This window comes from Devosia alba (genome assembly GCF_039938915.1).
Classification (GTDB): Bacteria; Pseudomonadota; Alphaproteobacteria; order Rhizobiales; family Devosiaceae; genus Devosia; species Devosia alba.
In genome coordinates this window covers 23,618-40,278 of record NZ_JBDUUI010000007.1, presented here as the reverse complement: position 1 = coordinate 40,278, position 16,661 = coordinate 23,618, and the positions used below count along the sequence as shown (strand labels likewise).

Below are 16,661 nucleotides of genomic sequence, written 5' to 3'. Positions count from 1 at the left end.
CCCTCCCCCTTCAGGGGAGGTCACGTGGGGGTGCCTCAGCGCCCCTGGAACACGCTCTTGTCCGCCAGCGCGCCAGTGACATCGCTTACCTTGACGGTACGGCCTTCCTTGACCGATTTGAGCGCTGCCTCGGCCAGGGCCAGCGCAATCAGGCCATCAATGCCGCTCGGCGATGCCGGAGACTTTGATTCAACCGAATCGATGAAGGCACTGATTTCATGGGCATAAGCGTCGAGATAGCGGGTCATGAAGAAGTCATGCAGCGGCGGCCGCGTATAGCCGTGCGCATTGGCCACTTCGATCGAGACCGGGCGCTGGTTCTCCGCCGACACGGCGCCCTTGGAGCCATGCACCTCGATGCGCTGGTCATAGCCATAGGTGGCGCGGCGGGAGTTGGAGATGGTTGCGTGCTTGCCGGTCGCGGTCTGCAGCATGACCGAGACGCTGTCGTAATCGCCGGCAGCGCCAATGGCGCTGTCGACCAGCACGGAGGCCTGTGCGGTGACCGACTCGATCTCCTCGCCGAGCAGGAAACGCGCCATGTCGAAATCATGGATGGTCATGTCGCGGAAGATGCCGCCCGAACGCTTGATATAGTCGACGGGGGGCGCACCGGGATCACGCGAGACGATGGTGACCATTTCCACCGCCCCGATTTCTCCCCTGGTGATCACGTCACGCACGGCGATGAAATGGGGGTCAAAGCGCCGGTTGAAGCCGACCATCAAGGTGCCGGCCTCGGCATCGACGACCTTGAGGCAGGCCTTGACGCGTTCGACGTCGAGATCGATCGGCTTTTCGCAGAACACCGCCTTGCCGGCGCGAACGAACTGCTCGATCAGATCGGCATGGGTGTCGGTGGGCGTGCAGATCACCACGGCGTCAATGTCGGTTGCCGCCAGGATCTCGGCAATACTGCGCACCGCACAGCCATACTGCCCGGCCAGCTCAGTGGCGGCCTTGTCGACGGCATCGGCCACGGCGACCAACCTGGCCTTGGGGTTGGACGACACGGCCTTGGCGTGCACCTTGCCGATGCGGCCGGCGCCAAGCAGGCCGAAACGAACAGTCATGGGTAGTCTCCTGCAAAGATAGACCGCGATGCAACACGTGCATCATGGACCTGTCAATACGGAACATACATTCTAAATTTTCCCCGAGGGGCGGTGGCTCACGCTTCCCTGGCGCGTTCCAGGATACGCTTGCACTCGAGCAGTTCGCGCAGCACGGCGGAGAGCTTGTCGCGGGAGTCCTGGTCCAGGTGCGGGCTGGACAGCATCACGGCGTCTTCGATCTCGGCCTCATCACCGGCCGCTTCGGCGCTTTCGATCATGGGCAGGATGTCCTCAATCGACTTGCCCTCGCCAACGGCGATGACATAGCGACTGCCCTGATCCTTGATGATGCGCTGCACGCCCTTGATGGTGAAACCCTGATCGTAGAGCAGGTGACGAATACCGCGCAGCAGCAGGACGTCGTCGGGGCGGTAATAGCGACGCCCCCCGCCGCGCTTCAGCGGCTTGATCGTGCTGAAGCGTGTCTCCCAGAAACGCAGGACATGCTGTGGCAGGTCCAGTTCCTCGGCGGCTTCAGATATGGTCCGGAATGCGTCTGGCGACTTATCCACGAAGGTTGAGACTCGCTGGATGACTTATTTCCCAGACACAACCATAGATTTGTTGATCTTGGACTTCAACACGTTGGACGGTTTGAACACAAGAACCTGCCGCGGCAGGATCGGCACCTCTTCGCCGGTTTTCGGATTGCGGCCGATGCGCTCATTCTTGGAGCGCACCTGAAAGGATCCAAAGGAGGAGAGCTTGACGTTGGAGCCCGATGTCAGGGCATCCCCGATCAGTTCGAGGACCCGTTCGACCAGTTCGGCCGATTCCGTTCGGGACAGGCCGACCGTGCCGTACACTGCTTCGGCGAGATCCGCCCGCGTGACCGTCTTTTGCGTCATTCGAAACCCCGTGTTGTCCGAACGGCCAGGTTCCCGCGCCGGAACGCTCATCCGCGCCCTTGAGCTGGCATACTGCCGACACGACTCTGGTTGAGATCGCGTCGATCCGCAGAAACCCGTCCATCAGGTCAGCGCCCTTGTCCTGCACAATCTCTCATGCGGCAAGTTTGCGCTGTGTCCTCCACCTGAAATCGACACTAACGCCTTGAAACACCTAAGGTCAATCGCGTTGCCATGGGCTTACCAGCGAATGAGCGAAGCGCCCCAGGTAAAGCCACCGCCCATTGCTTCAAGCATCACCAGGTCGCCCCGCTTGATCCGTCCATCGGCCACGGCCACGCTCAGCGCCAGCGGCACCGAGGCCGCCGAGGTATTGGCATGCTCGCTGACGGTCATCACGACTTTCTCAGGTGGCAGGCCGAGCTTGGCCCCTGCCCCTTCGATAATGCGCTTATTGGCCTGATGCGGCACGAACCAGTCGAGATCGGCGACGGTATAGCCGGCCTGCTCAAGCGTGTCATAGACCACACCGGTGATCTTGCCCACGGCGTGGCGAAACACCTCCTTGCCCTGCATATGCACATGCCCGGTCGTGCCGGTGGTGGAGGGGCCACCATCGACATAGAGCTTGTCCCAATGGTGTCCATCGGAACGCAGAGCCGAGGCCAGGATGCCCTGCTCCGGGGCATCATCGGCAAGTTCGATTTTCTCAAGCACCGCCGCGCCCGCGCCGTCACCGAACAACACGCAAGTGGTGCGATCGGTCCAGTCCAGCAGCCGGGTAAAGGTTTCGGCGCCAATGACCAATGCCCGGTTTGCCAGGCCGTTCTTGATGTAGCTGTCAGCCGTGGCCACGCCATAGACGAAGCCCGAGCAGACCGCCTGGATGTCGAAGGCCATGCCATGATGCATGCCCAGCTTCATCTGCACCAAGGTAGCAGCGGATGGGAAAGTGTAGTCAGGCGTGGTGGTCGCGACGATGATCAGGTCAATGTCGTCGGGCGTCACGCCAGCGGCGGCCATGGCGCGCTTGGCGGCTTCAACCGCCAGGTCGGAGGTATACTGCCCCTCGGCCGCGACATGGCGTTGCTTAATGCCGACCCGCTGCTGGATCCACTCGTCGGATGTGTCAACAATCGTCGCTAGTTCGGCGTTGGTGAGCACCTTTTCGGGCAGGTAGCCACCGACACCGCGGATGATGGTACGCGTTTTCGTCACGCCGGTTTTGCCTCGGATGCTGGATCAGTAGCGGCGGGTGCCGCCTTGATGGGGAAACGCTTCATGGTGTCGCCGATCTTCTCGATCAGATTCGCCCTTGCCATCTCATAGGCCAGATTGAGCGCACTTTTGTAACCGATTTCGTCGGTGCCACCGTGAGATTTGATAACAATCCCGTTGAGGCCCATGAATACGCCACCATTGACGGTGCGCGGATCCATCCGGTGCCGCAGGGCATTGAGCGCAGAGGTGGCAAAAAGCGCACCAATGCGGCTCATCAGATTGGATTTTAGGGCCGTGCGCAGATAGGAGCCAACCTGACGGGCCGTGCCTTCAGCGGTTTTGAGCGCGACATTGCCGACGAAACCCTCGGTGACCACCACATCGACCGTGCCCTTGCCGATATCGTCGCCTTCGACAAAGCCATGATAGGTGAAGCCCGAGCCGCTGGCGTCGCTGAGGATGCGCCCCGCCTCCTTGATCGACTCGAGGCCTTTGACCTCTTCGGTACCGACATTGAGCAGGCCGACGGTGGGGGATTCGGCGTCAAACAGGCAACGCGCCAGGGCCGAGCCCAGAATTGCGTAGTCGACCAATTGCTGGGCATCTGCGCCGATGGTGGCGCCCATATCGAGCACCACGATGTCGCTGCGCAGCGTCGGCCAGATGGCCGCAATGCCGGGTCGGGCAATGCCGTCCATCAGGCGCAGGCAGAAGGTGGCCATGGCCATCAGCGCCCCGGTATTGCCGCCGGACACGGCGACGTCGGCGTCGCCGTCCTTGACGGCCTGGATAGCCATCCACATCGACGACGTCCCGCGGCCCTTGCGCAAGGCCTGGCTTGGCTTCTCGTCCATGGCGATCACGGTTTCGCAGTGCCGCACGGTCGAAACTGGCTTGAGGACGGCAAATTCCTCAAGCAGCGGCGCGATCAGCTCCTGGCGACCGTGGAAGATGAAGCGGGCGTTGCTGTGCTCTTTGAACAGCAGACAGGCGCCGTGAATAACCGCGCGCGGGGCGTTGTCGCCGCCCATGGCATCCACTGATAGTGTAATTGTATCGGTCATTTCAGCCCGTTTTCGGCCTGCTCGGCAGGCATGCGAACATATCGCATCAGAGAGTCGGTGCAAGCCCCGGCGCTGATACTAGCGGTCAATGTCGGTGGACTTCTTGAGTTTGGTCAGGGCCGCAAAGGGCCCGGAGTCCGCGTTATCGGTGTCCAGTCCCAACGATTCGAGGGTTTCGCCGGGCAGGCGCGGATAGGGTTCGATCGCCAATGCGATGGTTTCAATCAACAGCCCACTCAGATCGACTTCCGGGCCGTCAATGTGATCAGGAAAATCGTCATCCTCGAGATCGACAAACACTTCCGAGCCCGGTGTGGGCACATGGTCGACGCTTTGCGGCAGGAAGACCCGATCAATGGCTTCGTCTATGTCCTGCGGGACGGGTTCAAACGACACCACAGAGGCCTGCACAATGCGCGCGCTCAGATGCCCAAGCGCCCTGATGCCGCCGCGCAGTGGGGTTACGCTCAGCGACGCCTGCATGGCCTCAACGGCCTGGACATTGAGGATTTTTGCCAGTTCAGCACAGGCCTTTGCGTCGGCCACGACCTCAATGGAACGCCCCGAGGCAGGGAGGCGGTCAATGCGCACAATCGCGTCGATAATGGGGGCGTCGGGTCGGCTCATTGCACGCTCTCAAACTCAATAATGCCACCGGTGATGGTCTCGGCAGGCTGCTTGGCGATGGCCGCATCCTGGCGCAGCAGATACTCGGCCATGGCCCGGACTTGCGGCCCCTGGGTATCGGCGAAGATATTGCGTGCCAAGACGCTTTCAAGGGCGGCACGGTCATTGCGATCCATCGCTTCTGACAATGCCGCAAGCAGACCGAAAAAGACATTGCCCATTTTCTGAATGCGCTTGGGGACGCCCAGATCGCCAACGCCCATTTCGCGCAGTGAACGATCCATATCCTTGAAAAACAGATCGAAAACCGCCTGGCTGAAGCTCTTGTCGCCGCCGGCTTCGCTGCGCAGTCGGCGAAACAACAGCGCCATGTGCAGGCTGATCATGTCGAAGCGGCCCGTAACGGAGTCGGGGACCTGCCAATCGGCATAGAACTGGGGTTGCCGGGATTGCGCCACAATGGCGTTATAGACGGCATAAACTGGTTCGATGGCCGTATTTTTGCGGAACAGATTGAATATCATGGGGTTGCGCTCAGATTCGTGATCGGCCTAACACCCGGGCAAAAAGCCCCTTCGGACCATTGCCAGCTTGCCAGACGGGCAGATTGGCAGCTACACATTCCGGCGGCTGAAGCGTGCCGCGCTGTAGCCGTGCCTATAGTCGAGAGCCATCGGGAAAGTCAAATTCATGCCACTGCGTTCCGTCTCCGGTGCCCTAGCACCAATCGCAGCCGCTGTCGTGATCGCGTTGTCACTGGGCGCCTGCAGCAGCAGCACCTCATTGGTCAATTCCCGCACACAGGGCTATGAAATTTCTGACAGCGCACAGGCGCAAATCCGACCCGGACAGAGCCAGCAACTGGTCACCTTGGTACTGGGCTCGCCGCAATCCACCAATACATTTGGCGATCAGAGCGCCTGGTACTACGTCCAGACCAAGATACGCCAAACCGCTTTTGGCATGACGATGATCGACTCGCGCACGGTGCTGGCTGTCTATTTCGACAAGAACCAGAAAGTGGTCGACAAGGCCATCTACACGCTCAAGGATGGCAAGGCCGTGACCATCGAGACCCGCCGGACGCCGTCATTTGGCGAGGATCGTACGTTTATCCAGCAGATCCTGCAGTCGTTCTAGCGCCTGCGCCCATGGAATTCGAGAGCCCCGGGAGACCGGGGCTTTTTGCTTTTGGAGATAAAGATGCAGCACAATACGAAACAGCATAAAGCCATCGCCAGTTGGGCAGCAGATTGCGCCGAACGCGTGCTGCCCCTGTTCCACGATGCCAAGCCGGGCGATAGCCGCCCAAAGGCTGCGATTTCAGCCGCGCGCCGCTGGGCCAGTGGCAAGCTGACCGTGGCCGAGGCCCGCAAGGCCGCCGTTGCAGCCCACGCCGCGGCGCGGGAGGCCGGCAGCGCCGTTGCCCGCGAGGCCGCGCGTGCCGCTGCCCATGCAGCCGCCAGTGCACATGTGCCGAACCATGCCCGCCACGCTGCCAACTACGCCATCAAGGCGGTGATTGCAGCTGGCGGCGACGATGTGGCCGAAGAGAAATGGCAGGACGACAAGGCACCGATGCCGCAATAGCGGCTGCGGGGTCTAGCGGGATTCGCTCAGGTCCGAGCCGGCCTCGCGCGCAATGGCGTCCAGCGTGCCATTGACCAGGCCCGAGGCATCGTCTTCGTAGAACGCCTTGGCGATATCGACATACTCGGTAATTACCACGCGGGGCGGGATATCCTTGCGGCGGAGCAGCTCAAAGGCGGCGGCGCGCAAGATGGCGCGCAGCGTGGCGTCAACGCGTTCTACCGGCCAGCCTTCCGCCAGCGCCCGGTCCACTGCCGGATCGATCGCGAGCTGGTGCTTGGTGACGCCAGTGACAATCTGCCGGAAAAAATCGGCATCGGCCGGCAGATATTGTTCGCCCTCGATCTCGCGACCGAGGTGAAAACTGCCAAACTGGGCCAAGGTATCTTCGAGCGAGGTCCGGCCAATATCCATCTGGTACAGCGCCTGCACCGCCGCCAGGCGAGCAGCACCACGCTGATTGGCAGGTCGGTCGCTCTGGGGATCGCGCTTGGGGGCATCAGCCATGGAAAGTCACTCTGTTGGTTGCGGTCTGCAGACGCCCGCCGGCAAGGGCCCACCCCATAGTCGTCTCCCGCCGGAACATCAATACATATGCCGCGGCGGCAGCTATGCGGGACGACGGTAGAATTTCAACGTCGCGGTATCGTGGTTCTGGTGCTCGGTCTCAACAAGACCCGCGGCGGCAATCAATTTGGCCACCTTGCCGGTGCTGGCGGCGGGCGGGCCATCGTTCGCCGCGTCCTTGCTGACAATCAGCCCGAAACAGTCGATCAGGCCGGCCTGCAGCAGGGCGGCTGCCAGGCGTGGGCCAGGCTCGATGAGCAGGTTCTGGAGGCCTTTTTTGCCCAGGGCAGTGAGAACTTCCCTCAAATCGGGGTGGCCGTTCAATCCGGCAACGCGCAGCACTTCTACCGATGCCGGCGCATCGACCGGGACCCTACTTTCAGCAATGACTGCAGTGCGATATCCCGAAAGCCTGCCAACCAGATTCAAGCTGCGATCAATGCCTTGCGCACCGGCAAGCACCACGCGCAGCGGCGTCCGTGCTGCCAGGCCGGGGATGGCGACGGCCAGCTGCTGATTGTGGTGTCGGGCCATTGCCGCGCCAATCAAAATCGCATCGGCACGGGCCCGCTGCAGGTCCAGCACGGCGCGGGCTGCACCAGCGGCCGGGCTGACAATCCGATCATCGGCCGACACCACGAGCATAGCCGTGACATGGGGCCGACCATCGGTGCGTAGATGCAGGTGACCGGCGTGCAATGCCGCCGAGGGTGCATGCTCGGCCAGCACAACCTCGATACCCGCCGACTGCAGCTGCTCGAGGCCAGTTGCTGCCGCAAGTGGATCGGGATCTGCGACCCCGACCACCACCCGCATCACGCCGGCGCGGACAATGGCGTCGACACAGGGGGGCGTGCGACCCCAGTGATGGCAGGGTTGCAGCGTTGCATAAAGCGTTGAGCCCGCCGCTTCGAGCCCGGCGCTGGCCAGGGCAATTGCCTCGGCATGGGGGCGACCGCCGCGGGCGGTGACGGCGCGAGCAATCAGGGTTTGTCGGCTCGGATCGACCACCAGCGCCGCCGCACAGGGATTATCGCCGGTAGTGCCGAGGAATGGCGTAGCGTAGCGTACGGCGGCATCAAGCCAGCGCTGATCTTCAGGTGACACCTGGGTCAATCGTCATCGCGCAGAGTGCCCTGCCCTTCCGCCAGCTTGGCCAGGAAATTGCGGAAATCGTCGGCAGCCGAAAAGTTCTTGTAGACTGAGGCGAAGCGCACAAAAGCCACGTCGTCGAGTTCCTTGAGACCATCCATCACATATTCGCCGATCTGGTCAGAGGTCACCTCCACGTCACCCAGACTCTCGAGCTGACGGACAATGCCCGAGATCATGCGCTCGATCCGATCGGCCTCGACGGCACGCTTGCGCAGCGCGGTATAGACCGACCGGGCCAGCTTCTCGCGATCAAAGGGGACCTTGCGGCCGCTCTTTTTGACCACAGTCAAGTCGCGCAACTGCACGCGTTCGAAAGTGGTGAAGCGGCCGCCGCAGCCATTGCAGACACGGCGGCGGCGGATGGCGCCGGAATCTTCGGTCGGGCGGCTGTCCTTGACCTGCGTATCGTCATTACCGCAATAGGGACAGCGCATCGGAAACCCTTACAAACCGTAGATCGGGAAGCGATCGGTGAGCGACTTGACCTTGGCGCGGACCTGCGCCTCGACCGTCGCATTATTGGCTTCGCCATTGGCCGCGAGACCATCGAGCACTTCAATAATCAGTTCACCAATCAACTGGAATTCGGCCGCGCCGAAGCCGCGCGATGTGCCGGCGGGCGTGCCCAGACGGATGCCCGAGGTGATGGCGGGCTTTTCCGGATCGAACGGCACGGCGTTCTTGTTGCAGGTAATGTGGGCGCGCTCCAGCGCCTGCTCCGTCGCCTTGCCGGTCAGGACCTTGGGACGCAGATCAACCAGCATCAGGTGGTTGTCAGTGCCGCCACTGACGATATCGACGCCCCCCTTGACCAGGGTTTCAGCCAATACCTGGGCATTGGCCACCACCTGGGCAGCATAGGTCTTGAACTCCGGCTGCAGGGCTTCCTTGAAGGCAACTGCCTTGGCAGCGATGACATGCATCAGCGGACCACCCTGAATACCAGGGAAAATGGCCGAGTTGATCTTCTTGGCGATGGCCTCGTCATCGGTCAGGATCAGCCCGCCACGCGGGCCGCGCAGCGTCTTGTGCGTGGTCGTGGTGGCCACGTGGGCGTGCGGGAACGGGCTGGGGTAAACCCCACCGGCCACAAGGCCGGCAACGTGGGCCATATCGACAAACAGGATTGCCCCCACTTCATCGGCAACGGCACGGAACGCGGCCCAGTCCATCACGCGCGAATAGGCCGAGAACCCGGCAATGATCATCTTGGGCTTATGTTCATGGGCAAGGCTGCGCACCTGATCCATATCGACCAGACCGTCCTGCTTGCGCAGGCCATACTGGATCGCATTGAACCACTTGCCAGACTGATTGGGCTTGGCGCCATGGGTCAGGTGACCACCGGCATCCAGCGACATGCCCAAGATGGTGTCACCGGGCTGGATCAGGGCCTGATAGACGCCCTGGTTGGCCTGGGAGCCCGAATTGGGCTGCACATTGGCGTATTCGACGCCAAACAACTGCTTGGCGCGCTCGATGGCCAGCGTTTCGGCCACATCCACATATTCGCAGCCGCCGTAATAACGGCGACCGGGATAGCCCTCAGCATATTTGTTGGTGAGAACCGACCCCTGTGCCTCAAGCACCGCCTGAGAGACGATGTTCTCGGAGGCTATCAACTCGATTTCACCCTGCTGGCGTCCAAGCTCATCAGCGATGGCGGCAGCCAGTTCCGGGTCAGTCTGCGCCACGGAATTGGTGAAAAAATTCGGGAAGAGCGGAACGGACTGGGGGGCGCTCATGGAACAATGACCTCGCAAATGGCGATACAAGTGGGCGTGAAGCTGCCTTTATCATGTCGCGACAAGCGATTCCAAGGCTGGGTACGGTGGGGTTGATACATGGGGGCTCCCTAAAATGCGATTGGGTGCCCAGGCGAGCGGCTCTGCAAGGTTCGCGTTCCCCGATGGTTCCCCATCTCTTCTCGCCAGTAGCGCGAACACCGCAGTTATGGCCCAAGACCAGGCCGGGCGAAAGCAGAATTGTGCGGCAGCTCACCCAAATTTGCCAGCCGGCGGCGCGGGAGGCGTCTCGCCACTCAGTTTCTTGCGCAGTTTACCCAGGGCCAATTGCTGCATTTGCAGCCTGGTCGCCGAAACGGGCGTGATGACGATGACCTCGGTGCCGGTGTCGACATCTATGGCGGCAACCCGCATCTGCCGGCCGACCTGCGAGAATTCGAATAGTACTTCACCCTGCCCCATGCCCGCACAGTAGCAGGATTCGAGCGGTTGAGAATACGACAACGCCCTCCCGGCAGGGAGGGCGTTGCAAGTCGAGTTGTGAGCGGTTTCAGCCCTGTTCGAAGGTGACCTTGCCCTGCTCGTCGAACTTGTAGACGTCGTCACGGAAGCTGACCGTGCCCTGACGGTTCGCCCAGGCGGTAATGTAGGTCGTGTGCAGCGGCACGCGGGCCTTGCACTCGACGTCCAGGCGCTGGTTGGATTCAAACTGGGCATCCACCTTGGCCTGATCCCAATCACCATTGTCGCGCAACAGCCAGTTCACCAACTGGTTGACGCCCTCAACCCGGACGCAGCCCGATGAGTGGAAGCGGGCATTTTCGTCAAACAGGGCCTTTGCAGGGGTATCGTGCAGGTAGCAATCGAAGGGATTGTAGAAATTGATCTTGCAGTGGCCCATGGAATTGGCCGCGCCAGGTTCCTGGCGATACATATAGTTGATGGCGTTGCCCAGATTGTTCCAATCGATCGTCGCGGGCGAAATCTCAGCGCCGCTGCCGTCATAGATATGGATATTCTGCTTGGCCAGATATTCGGGATCTTCCAGCATGTACTTGGTCAGATCGCGCTCGACGAGCGATTTGGGCACATGCCAATAGGGGTTGAAATTGATCTGGCTGACCTTGCTGGCCATGATCGGGGTGGCGCGGTCGACGCGACCGACCACGGCAGTATGCCGCTGCTCCACCATGCCATCAGCGACCGCCTCGATGGTGGCCGCCGGAATATTGACCACGACATAGCGTGGACTGAGCTGGGGCGCCAAGTTCTGAACGCGGGTGAAGTTGAGATAGAGCTGCTGCAGCCGCTGTTGGGCCGGCACCGCCATGGCGTACCAGGTTGCTTCATCGACCTGCCCGGTGATTCTGAGGCCATGACGGGCCTGGAATTTGCGGACGCCGGCATCGGTGGCGGGGTCGAACACGTCATTGACGTTCTCGACCAGGGCCATGTCGCCCGACGAAATCAGGCGGCGTTTGAGCGCAACCACCGATTTCTTGGCATTGCCCAGCGTCAGGTTGTAGGCCTCCTGCGGAATCTCTTCCCAGCCGCCAGCGGCGACGAAGGGCTCATACTGGGAGATTGCCAGTTGCAGATTGTAGACCGTGTCAAACGACAGAATCGGCTCGTTGGTGGCGATCAGGGCCTCGGCGGCCGAGGTGTTGCCGCCCTTATCGACGTCGTTGAGTACGCGATTGCGCTCGAACATGTCGAACAACGACTCGCCCTCTTGCGCGCGCAGCGCAGTTGGCAGGGCCATAGAGGCCCCGGCCATGGCCGTGTACCGGAGGAGAGAACGTCGATTAAGCCGCATTAATTCACCCGATTTTTTCTGATTACCGAAGCAGGAGCAATTTTACCACAAAGGCCCAACTAGCCACAACGCGGTCAAACGCATGTGAACCGGGCCCATTCTGTTACTCTATCTAGCCGGGAAATGCTTACAAACCACGCACCTGCCTTCATGGGGGTTTGCGGCGGAAATGAGAACACCGGCCCCTGGGGACCGGTGTTTGCAAATCAGTGTGGCAGACCGGCAACAGGTGCTGCCGGGCGGGCCTTAGAGCTTGTAGAGGATCTGGTCGACCCAGAAGCGTTCAAGGCGGGCCAGAGCCTTGTTCAGGCCGTCAAACTCGTCATCGCCCAGGCCACCGACCTTGTCGATGGATTTCAGGTGGCGATCATAGAGCTCGTCGATGACTTCAGCGACTTCCTCGCCCTTGGGGCTGAGCTTGATGCGCACCGAGCGGCGATCAGACCGCGAGCGTTCCTGAAAAATGTAACCGGCTTCGACCAGCTTCTTGAGATTATAGGAGACATTCGAGCCCAGATAGTAACCACGCGAGCGCAGTTCGCCGGCGGTCAGCTCGGCGTCGCCAATGTTGAACATCAGCAATGCCTGGACGGGATTGATATCATCCCAGCCCATACGGTCGAACTCGTCCTTGATCAGATCGAGCAGCCGGCGATGCAGCCGCTCTACCCGGGACACCGCTTCCAGATAAAGCGGCTTCAAGCTCTTTGGACGTTCCGGGGTCAATGCCTCGGCTGCGTTGGATTTGAATGCCATGTTAGCCTCACTGTTTTGCAGTATGTGCGATTTTTCGCATCTCGTGAGGCTAAACTACGATGCTGTTTCTAAGATCGCCCTAAGCAGCGTGATTAAGAGCATCTTACTGGAATGTAATGAGAATTTGGCTTTATTATTCGTTACACCAGTTGAGGAATTTGTAACCTTACGCGGGTGTGAACGCCATCAGGGCAATTGGACCGACCCTATTCAGTCGGCGGCGCTGGCGCGACGGTGGCGGATGCTCAACACGAAAATAATGACGATTGATGCCAGCAGCACCAGCCGCACCGCAAAGCCGATTGCCGTCATCTGCACATCGGGGCTCCCCAGCAGGTAGAGTGTCAGTTCAACGCCAGTGGCGCCGACCAGCAGCACCGCGCCCCAGCTGGCCTTGATCCACAGGCCGACCGCGGCGAACAGGCGGGCCAGCGCAAAAATCGCCAGGTAGACGAAGCCCGTCATGCCCAGGGTGGTGATGGGGCTGACAGCGCCCAGATTGACGCCGAGCAGGCGCGAAGCATCATTGAGCCCGAGCAGGAGGCTGATGATGGCGACGATTCGAATATATATCCCGATAGGCGGCGCGTTGAAATCCATGACGGTTTTCTATCTGTCCGCAAGGGATGCGACAAGCCGGTGCTTGGAGCGGGTGGCCGGCACTGCTACACCCCTCTTTGACACAGGAGACCCAGATGGCCGAGCAGTGGCAGAAGCACGACATGGATTTTCTTGGCGGACGGCGGCTGCGTCGCACGCGCCAGACGGCATGGAGCCGGGCCATGGTGCGCGAGACGACCCTGACGCCGGCTGATCTGATCTGGCCGCTGTTTGTCATCGATGGGCACAATGAGAAAACCCAGATCCGCACCATGCCGGGCGTCGAGCGGCTGAGTGTCGATCTGTGTGTGCAGGCGGCCAAGGCGGCGCGCGATGCCGGTATCCCGGCGCTGGCGCTGTTTCCCAATACGCCCGACCAGTTGCGCAGCGAGAACGGCGCGGAAGCCTATAACCCCGACAATCTGATGTGCCGGGCGCTCAGCGCGATCAAGAGCGCGGTACCCGAGATCGGGCTGATCGCCGATGTGGCGCTCGATGAATATTCCAGCGACGGCCAGGACGGGCTGGTGCGCGATGGCGAAATCCTCAACGATGAGACCGTCGCGGTGATGATCAAATCGGCCCTGGTGCAATCCAAGGCCGGTGCCGACATCATCGCGCCATCGGACATGATGGATGGACGGGTCGCCGCGATCCGCGCCGCGCTCGACGACAGTGGCTTCGAGCAGACCCAGATCATGGCCTATGCGGCCAAATATGCGTCCTATTTCTATGGCCCGTTCCGCGAGGCCGTGGGGTCGGGCAGCCGTCTCAGGGGCGACAAGCGCACCTATCAGATGGACTATGCCAATTCCGATGAGGCGTTGCGCGAGATCGAGCAGGATATTGTCGAGGGCGCCGACAGCATCATGGTCAAACCCGGCCTGCCCTATCTCGATATCGTGCGCCGGGCCAAGGACAGCTTCAACATTCCCATCTATGCCTATCAGGTGAGCGGCGAGTTCGCGATGATCGAGCTGGCGGCAGCCGCCGGCGCGATTGACCGCAAGGGGGCGATCCTGGAGAGCCTGCATGCCTTCAAGCGGGCCGGCGCCAATGGGGTGCTGAGCTATTTCGCGCTGGAGATAGCGCGCGATCTGGGCAAGTAGCGCCATATTTGTGTGCCGCGCCTCTTGCAGTCGGGCACGGGTGTGACAATCTCTTGGCCATGAACCAGTCGCAAACTGCCGGCCCCCTTATCCCCGACCCCCAGACCGCCCCCGAATTGTTCGAGGGGTTGCTGACCCGACGGGTATTTGCCTTCCTCATCGACCTGGTGGTGATGGGATTGCTGATCACGGCGTTTGCTATTGTCGGGCTGATTGCCGGCTTTGTGACCTTCGGGCTGGGCTGGCTGGCTCTGCTGGTCGTCGTGCCCGCTACCATCGTGCTGTATTATGGCGCCACACTGGGCTCGCCCAAGCGCGCCACGCTGGGCATGCAGGCGATGGATATCGTGCTGACGCCGACGCGCGGGCAGCCGCTGGATGGCTGGATGGCGATCATCCATGCCGGGGTATTCTGGATCACCACCTGGATTTCCTGGCCCCTGTCGCTGCTGTTCGCGCTGTTCACTCCGCGCCGGCAGATGATTCACGACCTGGTGACCGGCACGCTGATGGTGCGGCGCTCGCCGATGGAACGGCACTGGCGCGACCAATCGGCGCGCAGCCGGGGGCCCCGCGAGGCCTATTGAACCGTTGCCGCCGGGGATAGGGAGGGGTAGACTGTCCCTATCGCACCCAAGGGTCATCAATGACTGACCAGACACCCGATGCCACCCAGCTGTTTCTGACTGCCCCCATGCCGTGCCCCTATCTGGACGGCATGCAAGAGCGGAAGCTGTTCACCCATCTGAGCGGGCGGCGCGCGGCCAATCTGCATCATCTGCTCAGCGAGAACGGATTCCGGCGCAGCCAGAACCTGATTTACCGGCCCGCCTGCGAAGGCTGCAATGCCTGCCAGTCGGTGCGGATTGTGGCGCAGGGCTTTACCCCCTCCAAGCGCTATCGCCGGGTGTTGCGCGCCAATGACGATCTGAGCATCGAGGTGCGGCCCACTGCGGCAACCCACGAACAATACGATCTGTTCAAGCGCTATCTGGAATCGCGCCACGCTGGCGGCGGCATGACCCAGATGAGCTATGTCGACTATGAGTACATGGTCGAGGACACCCCGGTGCAGTCGATCGTCATCGAATACCGCCTGCGCAATCACCCCGATCAGCCGCTGGTGGCGGTGGCCCTGACCGATATGATGCCGGACGGCCTGTCGATGGTCTATTCGTTCTATGACCCCGACCTGGCCTGTCGCAGCCTGGGCACCTTCCTGATTCTCGACCACATCGCCCAGGTGCGGTCGGCCGAACTCGACTATGTCTATCTGGGCTACTGGGTGAAGGATTCGCCCAAAATGGCCTACAAGGCGCAGTTCCACCCCTTGCAGGTGCAGCGCGGCCCCCTGGGTTGGGTATTGCTCGACTAAGGCGCCAGCTTCGGGCCACATGGTTCCCCGAGATCGACAGCTGACCATTCCCGCAGGATTGCCTATGCCCATGCTACTGCAGACCATTCGGTTTTGCCTCGTATCGGGGGCAATACTGGCCGCTTCGCTGACCATTGCCGGGCTGCTGGGATCGCTGGTGCCGCTGTTTGACCTGTTCAATCATGCCCAGATCCTGCTGTTTCCTGCCACGCTGCTGGGCCTGGTCATCGTGGCGCTGGCCCTGCGCGGCACGCTGCGCAGCGTCGCCCTGATCTATGTCTTTGTCGGCTTTGCCGCCTCGGCCAATGTCATGCTGCCCGAATTTGCGGCCGCGCTGCAGACCAGACCGGCGGCACCGGCGCGCGGCACCATCACCATGATGACGCACAACCTGTTCGGGATGAACTACCAGATGGCGCAGGTGACTGCCGCCATCCAGGCTGAAGACCCCGACATCATCGTACTGCAGGAGTATTTCGGCGAGCAGGCCACCGATCTGCATCCGCGCCTACTGGCCGAGTATCCGTTCTTCACGCGCTGTCGCGGCGGCAAGAGGGCCAATCTCGGGCTGTATTCACGCCTCCCCTTTGAACAGGTGCAGGACGGCGCCTGCCCCAGCAATGCCTATGTCACCGACCGTACCGGGCATATTCTGGCACGGTTCCAGGCAGACGGGGATAAGCCGTTTTCGGTGCTGACCACGCATATGGACTGGCCCATCCCGGTCGACCGGCAACGCGAGCAACTTGCGGCCCTGTCGGCGGTGGTGGACGAGATCGAGGGGCCGCTGATCCTGGCGGGGGATTTCAACTCGACGCCGTGGTCCTATGCCTTGCGCGCCTTCGTGGCGGGCAACGGGCTGGTGCGCGAGACGATGAACCTGCTGACGTTCCCGATGAGCTGGCACTATCTGGGCGCCTGGCGAGACACGGTGCCGTTCCTGCCGCTGGACCATGTGATGACACGAGGCGGCGTGGTGGTGCACCAGATTGGCCTCGGGCGACCCACGGCGAGTGATCACCTGCCGGTGGTGTTCAGGTTTTCGGTGCCCTAACGCGCCCCGCCCAGGGCCG

General features: G+C 61.5%; 21 protein-coding genes and 1 riboswitch. Of the genes, 6 read left to right on the top strand and 15 right to left on the bottom strand.

Annotation, left to right across the window (positions count from 1 at the left end; all coding sequences use genetic code 11):
* Positions 1 to 35 precede the first annotated feature (35 nt).
* From iolG to ABFY71_RS11615, 7 genes are all read right to left on the bottom strand, one after another.
* Complete coding sequence (iolG, locus tag ABFY71_RS11645; protein ID WP_347946153.1) at positions 36 to 1,073, bottom strand: inositol 2-dehydrogenase; 1,038 nt, start codon at positions 1,071 to 1,073, stop codon at positions 36 to 38.
* 98 nt (positions 1,074 to 1,171) lie between these two features.
* Positions 1,172 to 1,627, bottom strand: coding sequence for a MerR family transcriptional regulator (locus tag ABFY71_RS11640; RefSeq protein WP_305580607.1), 456 nt, complete (start codon positions 1,625 to 1,627; stop codon positions 1,172 to 1,174).
* A gap of 24 nt (positions 1,628 to 1,651) precedes the next feature.
* Positions 1,652 to 1,963, bottom strand: a complete 312-nt coding sequence (locus ABFY71_RS11635; RefSeq protein ID WP_305580609.1) for an integration host factor subunit alpha — start codon at positions 1,961 to 1,963, stop codon at positions 1,652 to 1,654.
* Positions 1,964 to 2,203: 240 nt separating this feature from the next.
* Complete coding sequence (locus ABFY71_RS11630; protein ID WP_347946151.1) at positions 2,204 to 3,181, bottom strand: beta-ketoacyl-ACP synthase III; 978 nt, start codon at positions 3,179 to 3,181, stop codon at positions 2,204 to 2,206.
* Positions 3,178 to 4,248 (bottom strand): phosphate acyltransferase PlsX, encoded by a 1,071-nt coding sequence (plsX, locus tag ABFY71_RS11625; protein WP_305580613.1) that lies wholly within the window; start codon positions 4,246 to 4,248, stop codon positions 3,178 to 3,180. Before plsX ends, ABFY71_RS11630 begins: the two co-directional genes overlap by 4 nt.
* Before the next feature lie 78 nt (positions 4,249 to 4,326).
* Positions 4,327 to 4,875: a YceD family protein gene (locus ABFY71_RS11620; protein ID WP_347946150.1), complete on the bottom strand. Its 549-nt coding sequence runs from the start codon at positions 4,873 to 4,875 to the stop codon at positions 4,327 to 4,329.
* A complete protein-coding gene (locus tag ABFY71_RS11615) occupies positions 4,872 to 5,399 on the bottom strand; it encodes a ubiquinol-cytochrome C chaperone family protein (protein ID WP_347946149.1) in 528 nt (175 codons plus the stop codon). The genes ABFY71_RS11620 and ABFY71_RS11615 overlap by 4 nt, the downstream gene beginning before the upstream one ends.
* Positions 5,400 to 5,565: 166 nt before the next feature.
* Here ABFY71_RS11615 and ABFY71_RS11610 point away from each other — a divergent pair, with 166 nt between their 5' ends.
* Together ABFY71_RS11610 and ABFY71_RS11605 are read left to right on the top strand one after the other, a co-directional pair.
* Positions 5,566 to 6,015, top strand: coding sequence for an outer membrane protein assembly factor BamE (locus tag ABFY71_RS11610; protein WP_347946148.1), 450 nt, complete (start codon positions 5,566 to 5,568; stop codon positions 6,013 to 6,015).
* 63 nt (positions 6,016 to 6,078) lie between these two features.
* Positions 6,079 to 6,465, top strand: a complete 387-nt coding sequence (locus tag ABFY71_RS11605; protein WP_305580619.1) for a putative immunity protein — start codon at positions 6,079 to 6,081, stop codon at positions 6,463 to 6,465.
* Positions 6,466 to 6,477: 12 nt separating this feature from the next.
* On the opposite strand, the gene nusB is transcribed toward ABFY71_RS11605, so the two are convergent.
* The 8 genes from nusB to ABFY71_RS11565 all read right to left on the bottom strand — a co-directional run bounded on the left by nusB (position 6,478) and on the right by ABFY71_RS11565 (position 13,104).
* A complete protein-coding gene (gene nusB, locus ABFY71_RS11600; protein WP_347946147.1) occupies positions 6,478 to 6,972 on the bottom strand; it encodes a transcription antitermination factor NusB in 495 nt (164 codons plus the stop codon).
* Between the two features lie 102 nt (positions 6,973 to 7,074).
* Positions 7,075 to 8,139 (bottom strand): bifunctional diaminohydroxyphosphoribosylaminopyrimidine deaminase/5-amino-6-(5-phosphoribosylamino)uracil reductase RibD, encoded by a 1,065-nt coding sequence (ribD, locus tag ABFY71_RS11595; RefSeq protein ID WP_347946145.1) that lies wholly within the window; start codon positions 8,137 to 8,139, stop codon positions 7,075 to 7,077.
* 5 nt (positions 8,140 to 8,144) lie between these two features.
* The gene (nrdR, locus tag ABFY71_RS11590; RefSeq protein WP_305580623.1) at positions 8,145 to 8,621 is read right to left on the bottom strand and encodes a transcriptional regulator NrdR; all 477 of its coding nucleotides are present in this window, start codon (positions 8,619 to 8,621) and stop codon (positions 8,145 to 8,147) included.
* Positions 8,622 to 8,630: 9 nt separating this feature from the next.
* A complete protein-coding gene (gene glyA / locus ABFY71_RS11585) occupies positions 8,631 to 9,932 on the bottom strand; it encodes a serine hydroxymethyltransferase (protein ID WP_347946142.1) in 1,302 nt (433 codons plus the stop codon).
* Between the two features lie 120 nt (positions 9,933 to 10,052).
* Positions 10,053 to 10,135: riboswitch (ZMP/ZTP riboswitch) on the bottom strand.
* A gap of 49 nt (positions 10,136 to 10,184) precedes the next feature.
* The gene (locus ABFY71_RS11580) at positions 10,185 to 10,436 is read right to left on the bottom strand and encodes a DUF6898 family protein (protein ID WP_347946141.1); all 252 of its coding nucleotides are present in this window, start codon (positions 10,434 to 10,436) and stop codon (positions 10,185 to 10,187) included.
* Between the two features lie 46 nt (positions 10,437 to 10,482).
* Positions 10,483 to 11,694, bottom strand: coding sequence for a L,D-transpeptidase family protein (locus tag ABFY71_RS11575; protein WP_347946140.1), 1,212 nt, complete (start codon positions 11,692 to 11,694; stop codon positions 10,483 to 10,485).
* Between the two features lie 300 nt (positions 11,695 to 11,994).
* The gene (ldtR, locus tag ABFY71_RS11570) at positions 11,995 to 12,504 is read right to left on the bottom strand and encodes a transcriptional regulator LdtR (RefSeq protein ID WP_305580631.1); all 510 of its coding nucleotides are present in this window, start codon (positions 12,502 to 12,504) and stop codon (positions 11,995 to 11,997) included.
* A gap of 210 nt (positions 12,505 to 12,714) precedes the next feature.
* On the bottom strand, positions 12,715 to 13,104 hold the full coding sequence (locus ABFY71_RS11565; protein ID WP_305580633.1) for a DUF6163 family protein: 390 nt from the start codon (positions 13,102 to 13,104) through the stop codon (positions 12,715 to 12,717).
* 95 nt (positions 13,105 to 13,199) lie between these two features.
* Between ABFY71_RS11565 and hemB the strand changes: the two genes are divergently transcribed.
* From hemB to ABFY71_RS11545, 4 genes are all read left to right on the top strand, one after another.
* Positions 13,200 to 14,213 (top strand): porphobilinogen synthase, encoded by a 1,014-nt coding sequence (hemB, locus tag ABFY71_RS11560; RefSeq protein ID WP_347946139.1) that lies wholly within the window; start codon positions 13,200 to 13,202, stop codon positions 14,211 to 14,213.
* Between the two features lie 59 nt (positions 14,214 to 14,272).
* Positions 14,273 to 14,800, top strand: a complete 528-nt coding sequence (locus ABFY71_RS11555) for an RDD family protein (RefSeq protein ID WP_347946137.1) — start codon at positions 14,273 to 14,275, stop codon at positions 14,798 to 14,800.
* Between the two features lie 59 nt (positions 14,801 to 14,859).
* Entirely contained in the window at positions 14,860 to 15,588 is a 729-nt protein-coding gene (locus tag ABFY71_RS11550; protein WP_347946135.1) for an arginyltransferase, read from the top strand.
* Positions 15,589 to 15,652: 64 nt separating this feature from the next.
* A complete protein-coding gene (locus tag ABFY71_RS11545; RefSeq protein WP_347946134.1) occupies positions 15,653 to 16,642 on the top strand; it encodes an endonuclease/exonuclease/phosphatase family protein in 990 nt (329 codons plus the stop codon).
* Positions 16,643 to 16,661 lie beyond the last annotated feature (19 nt).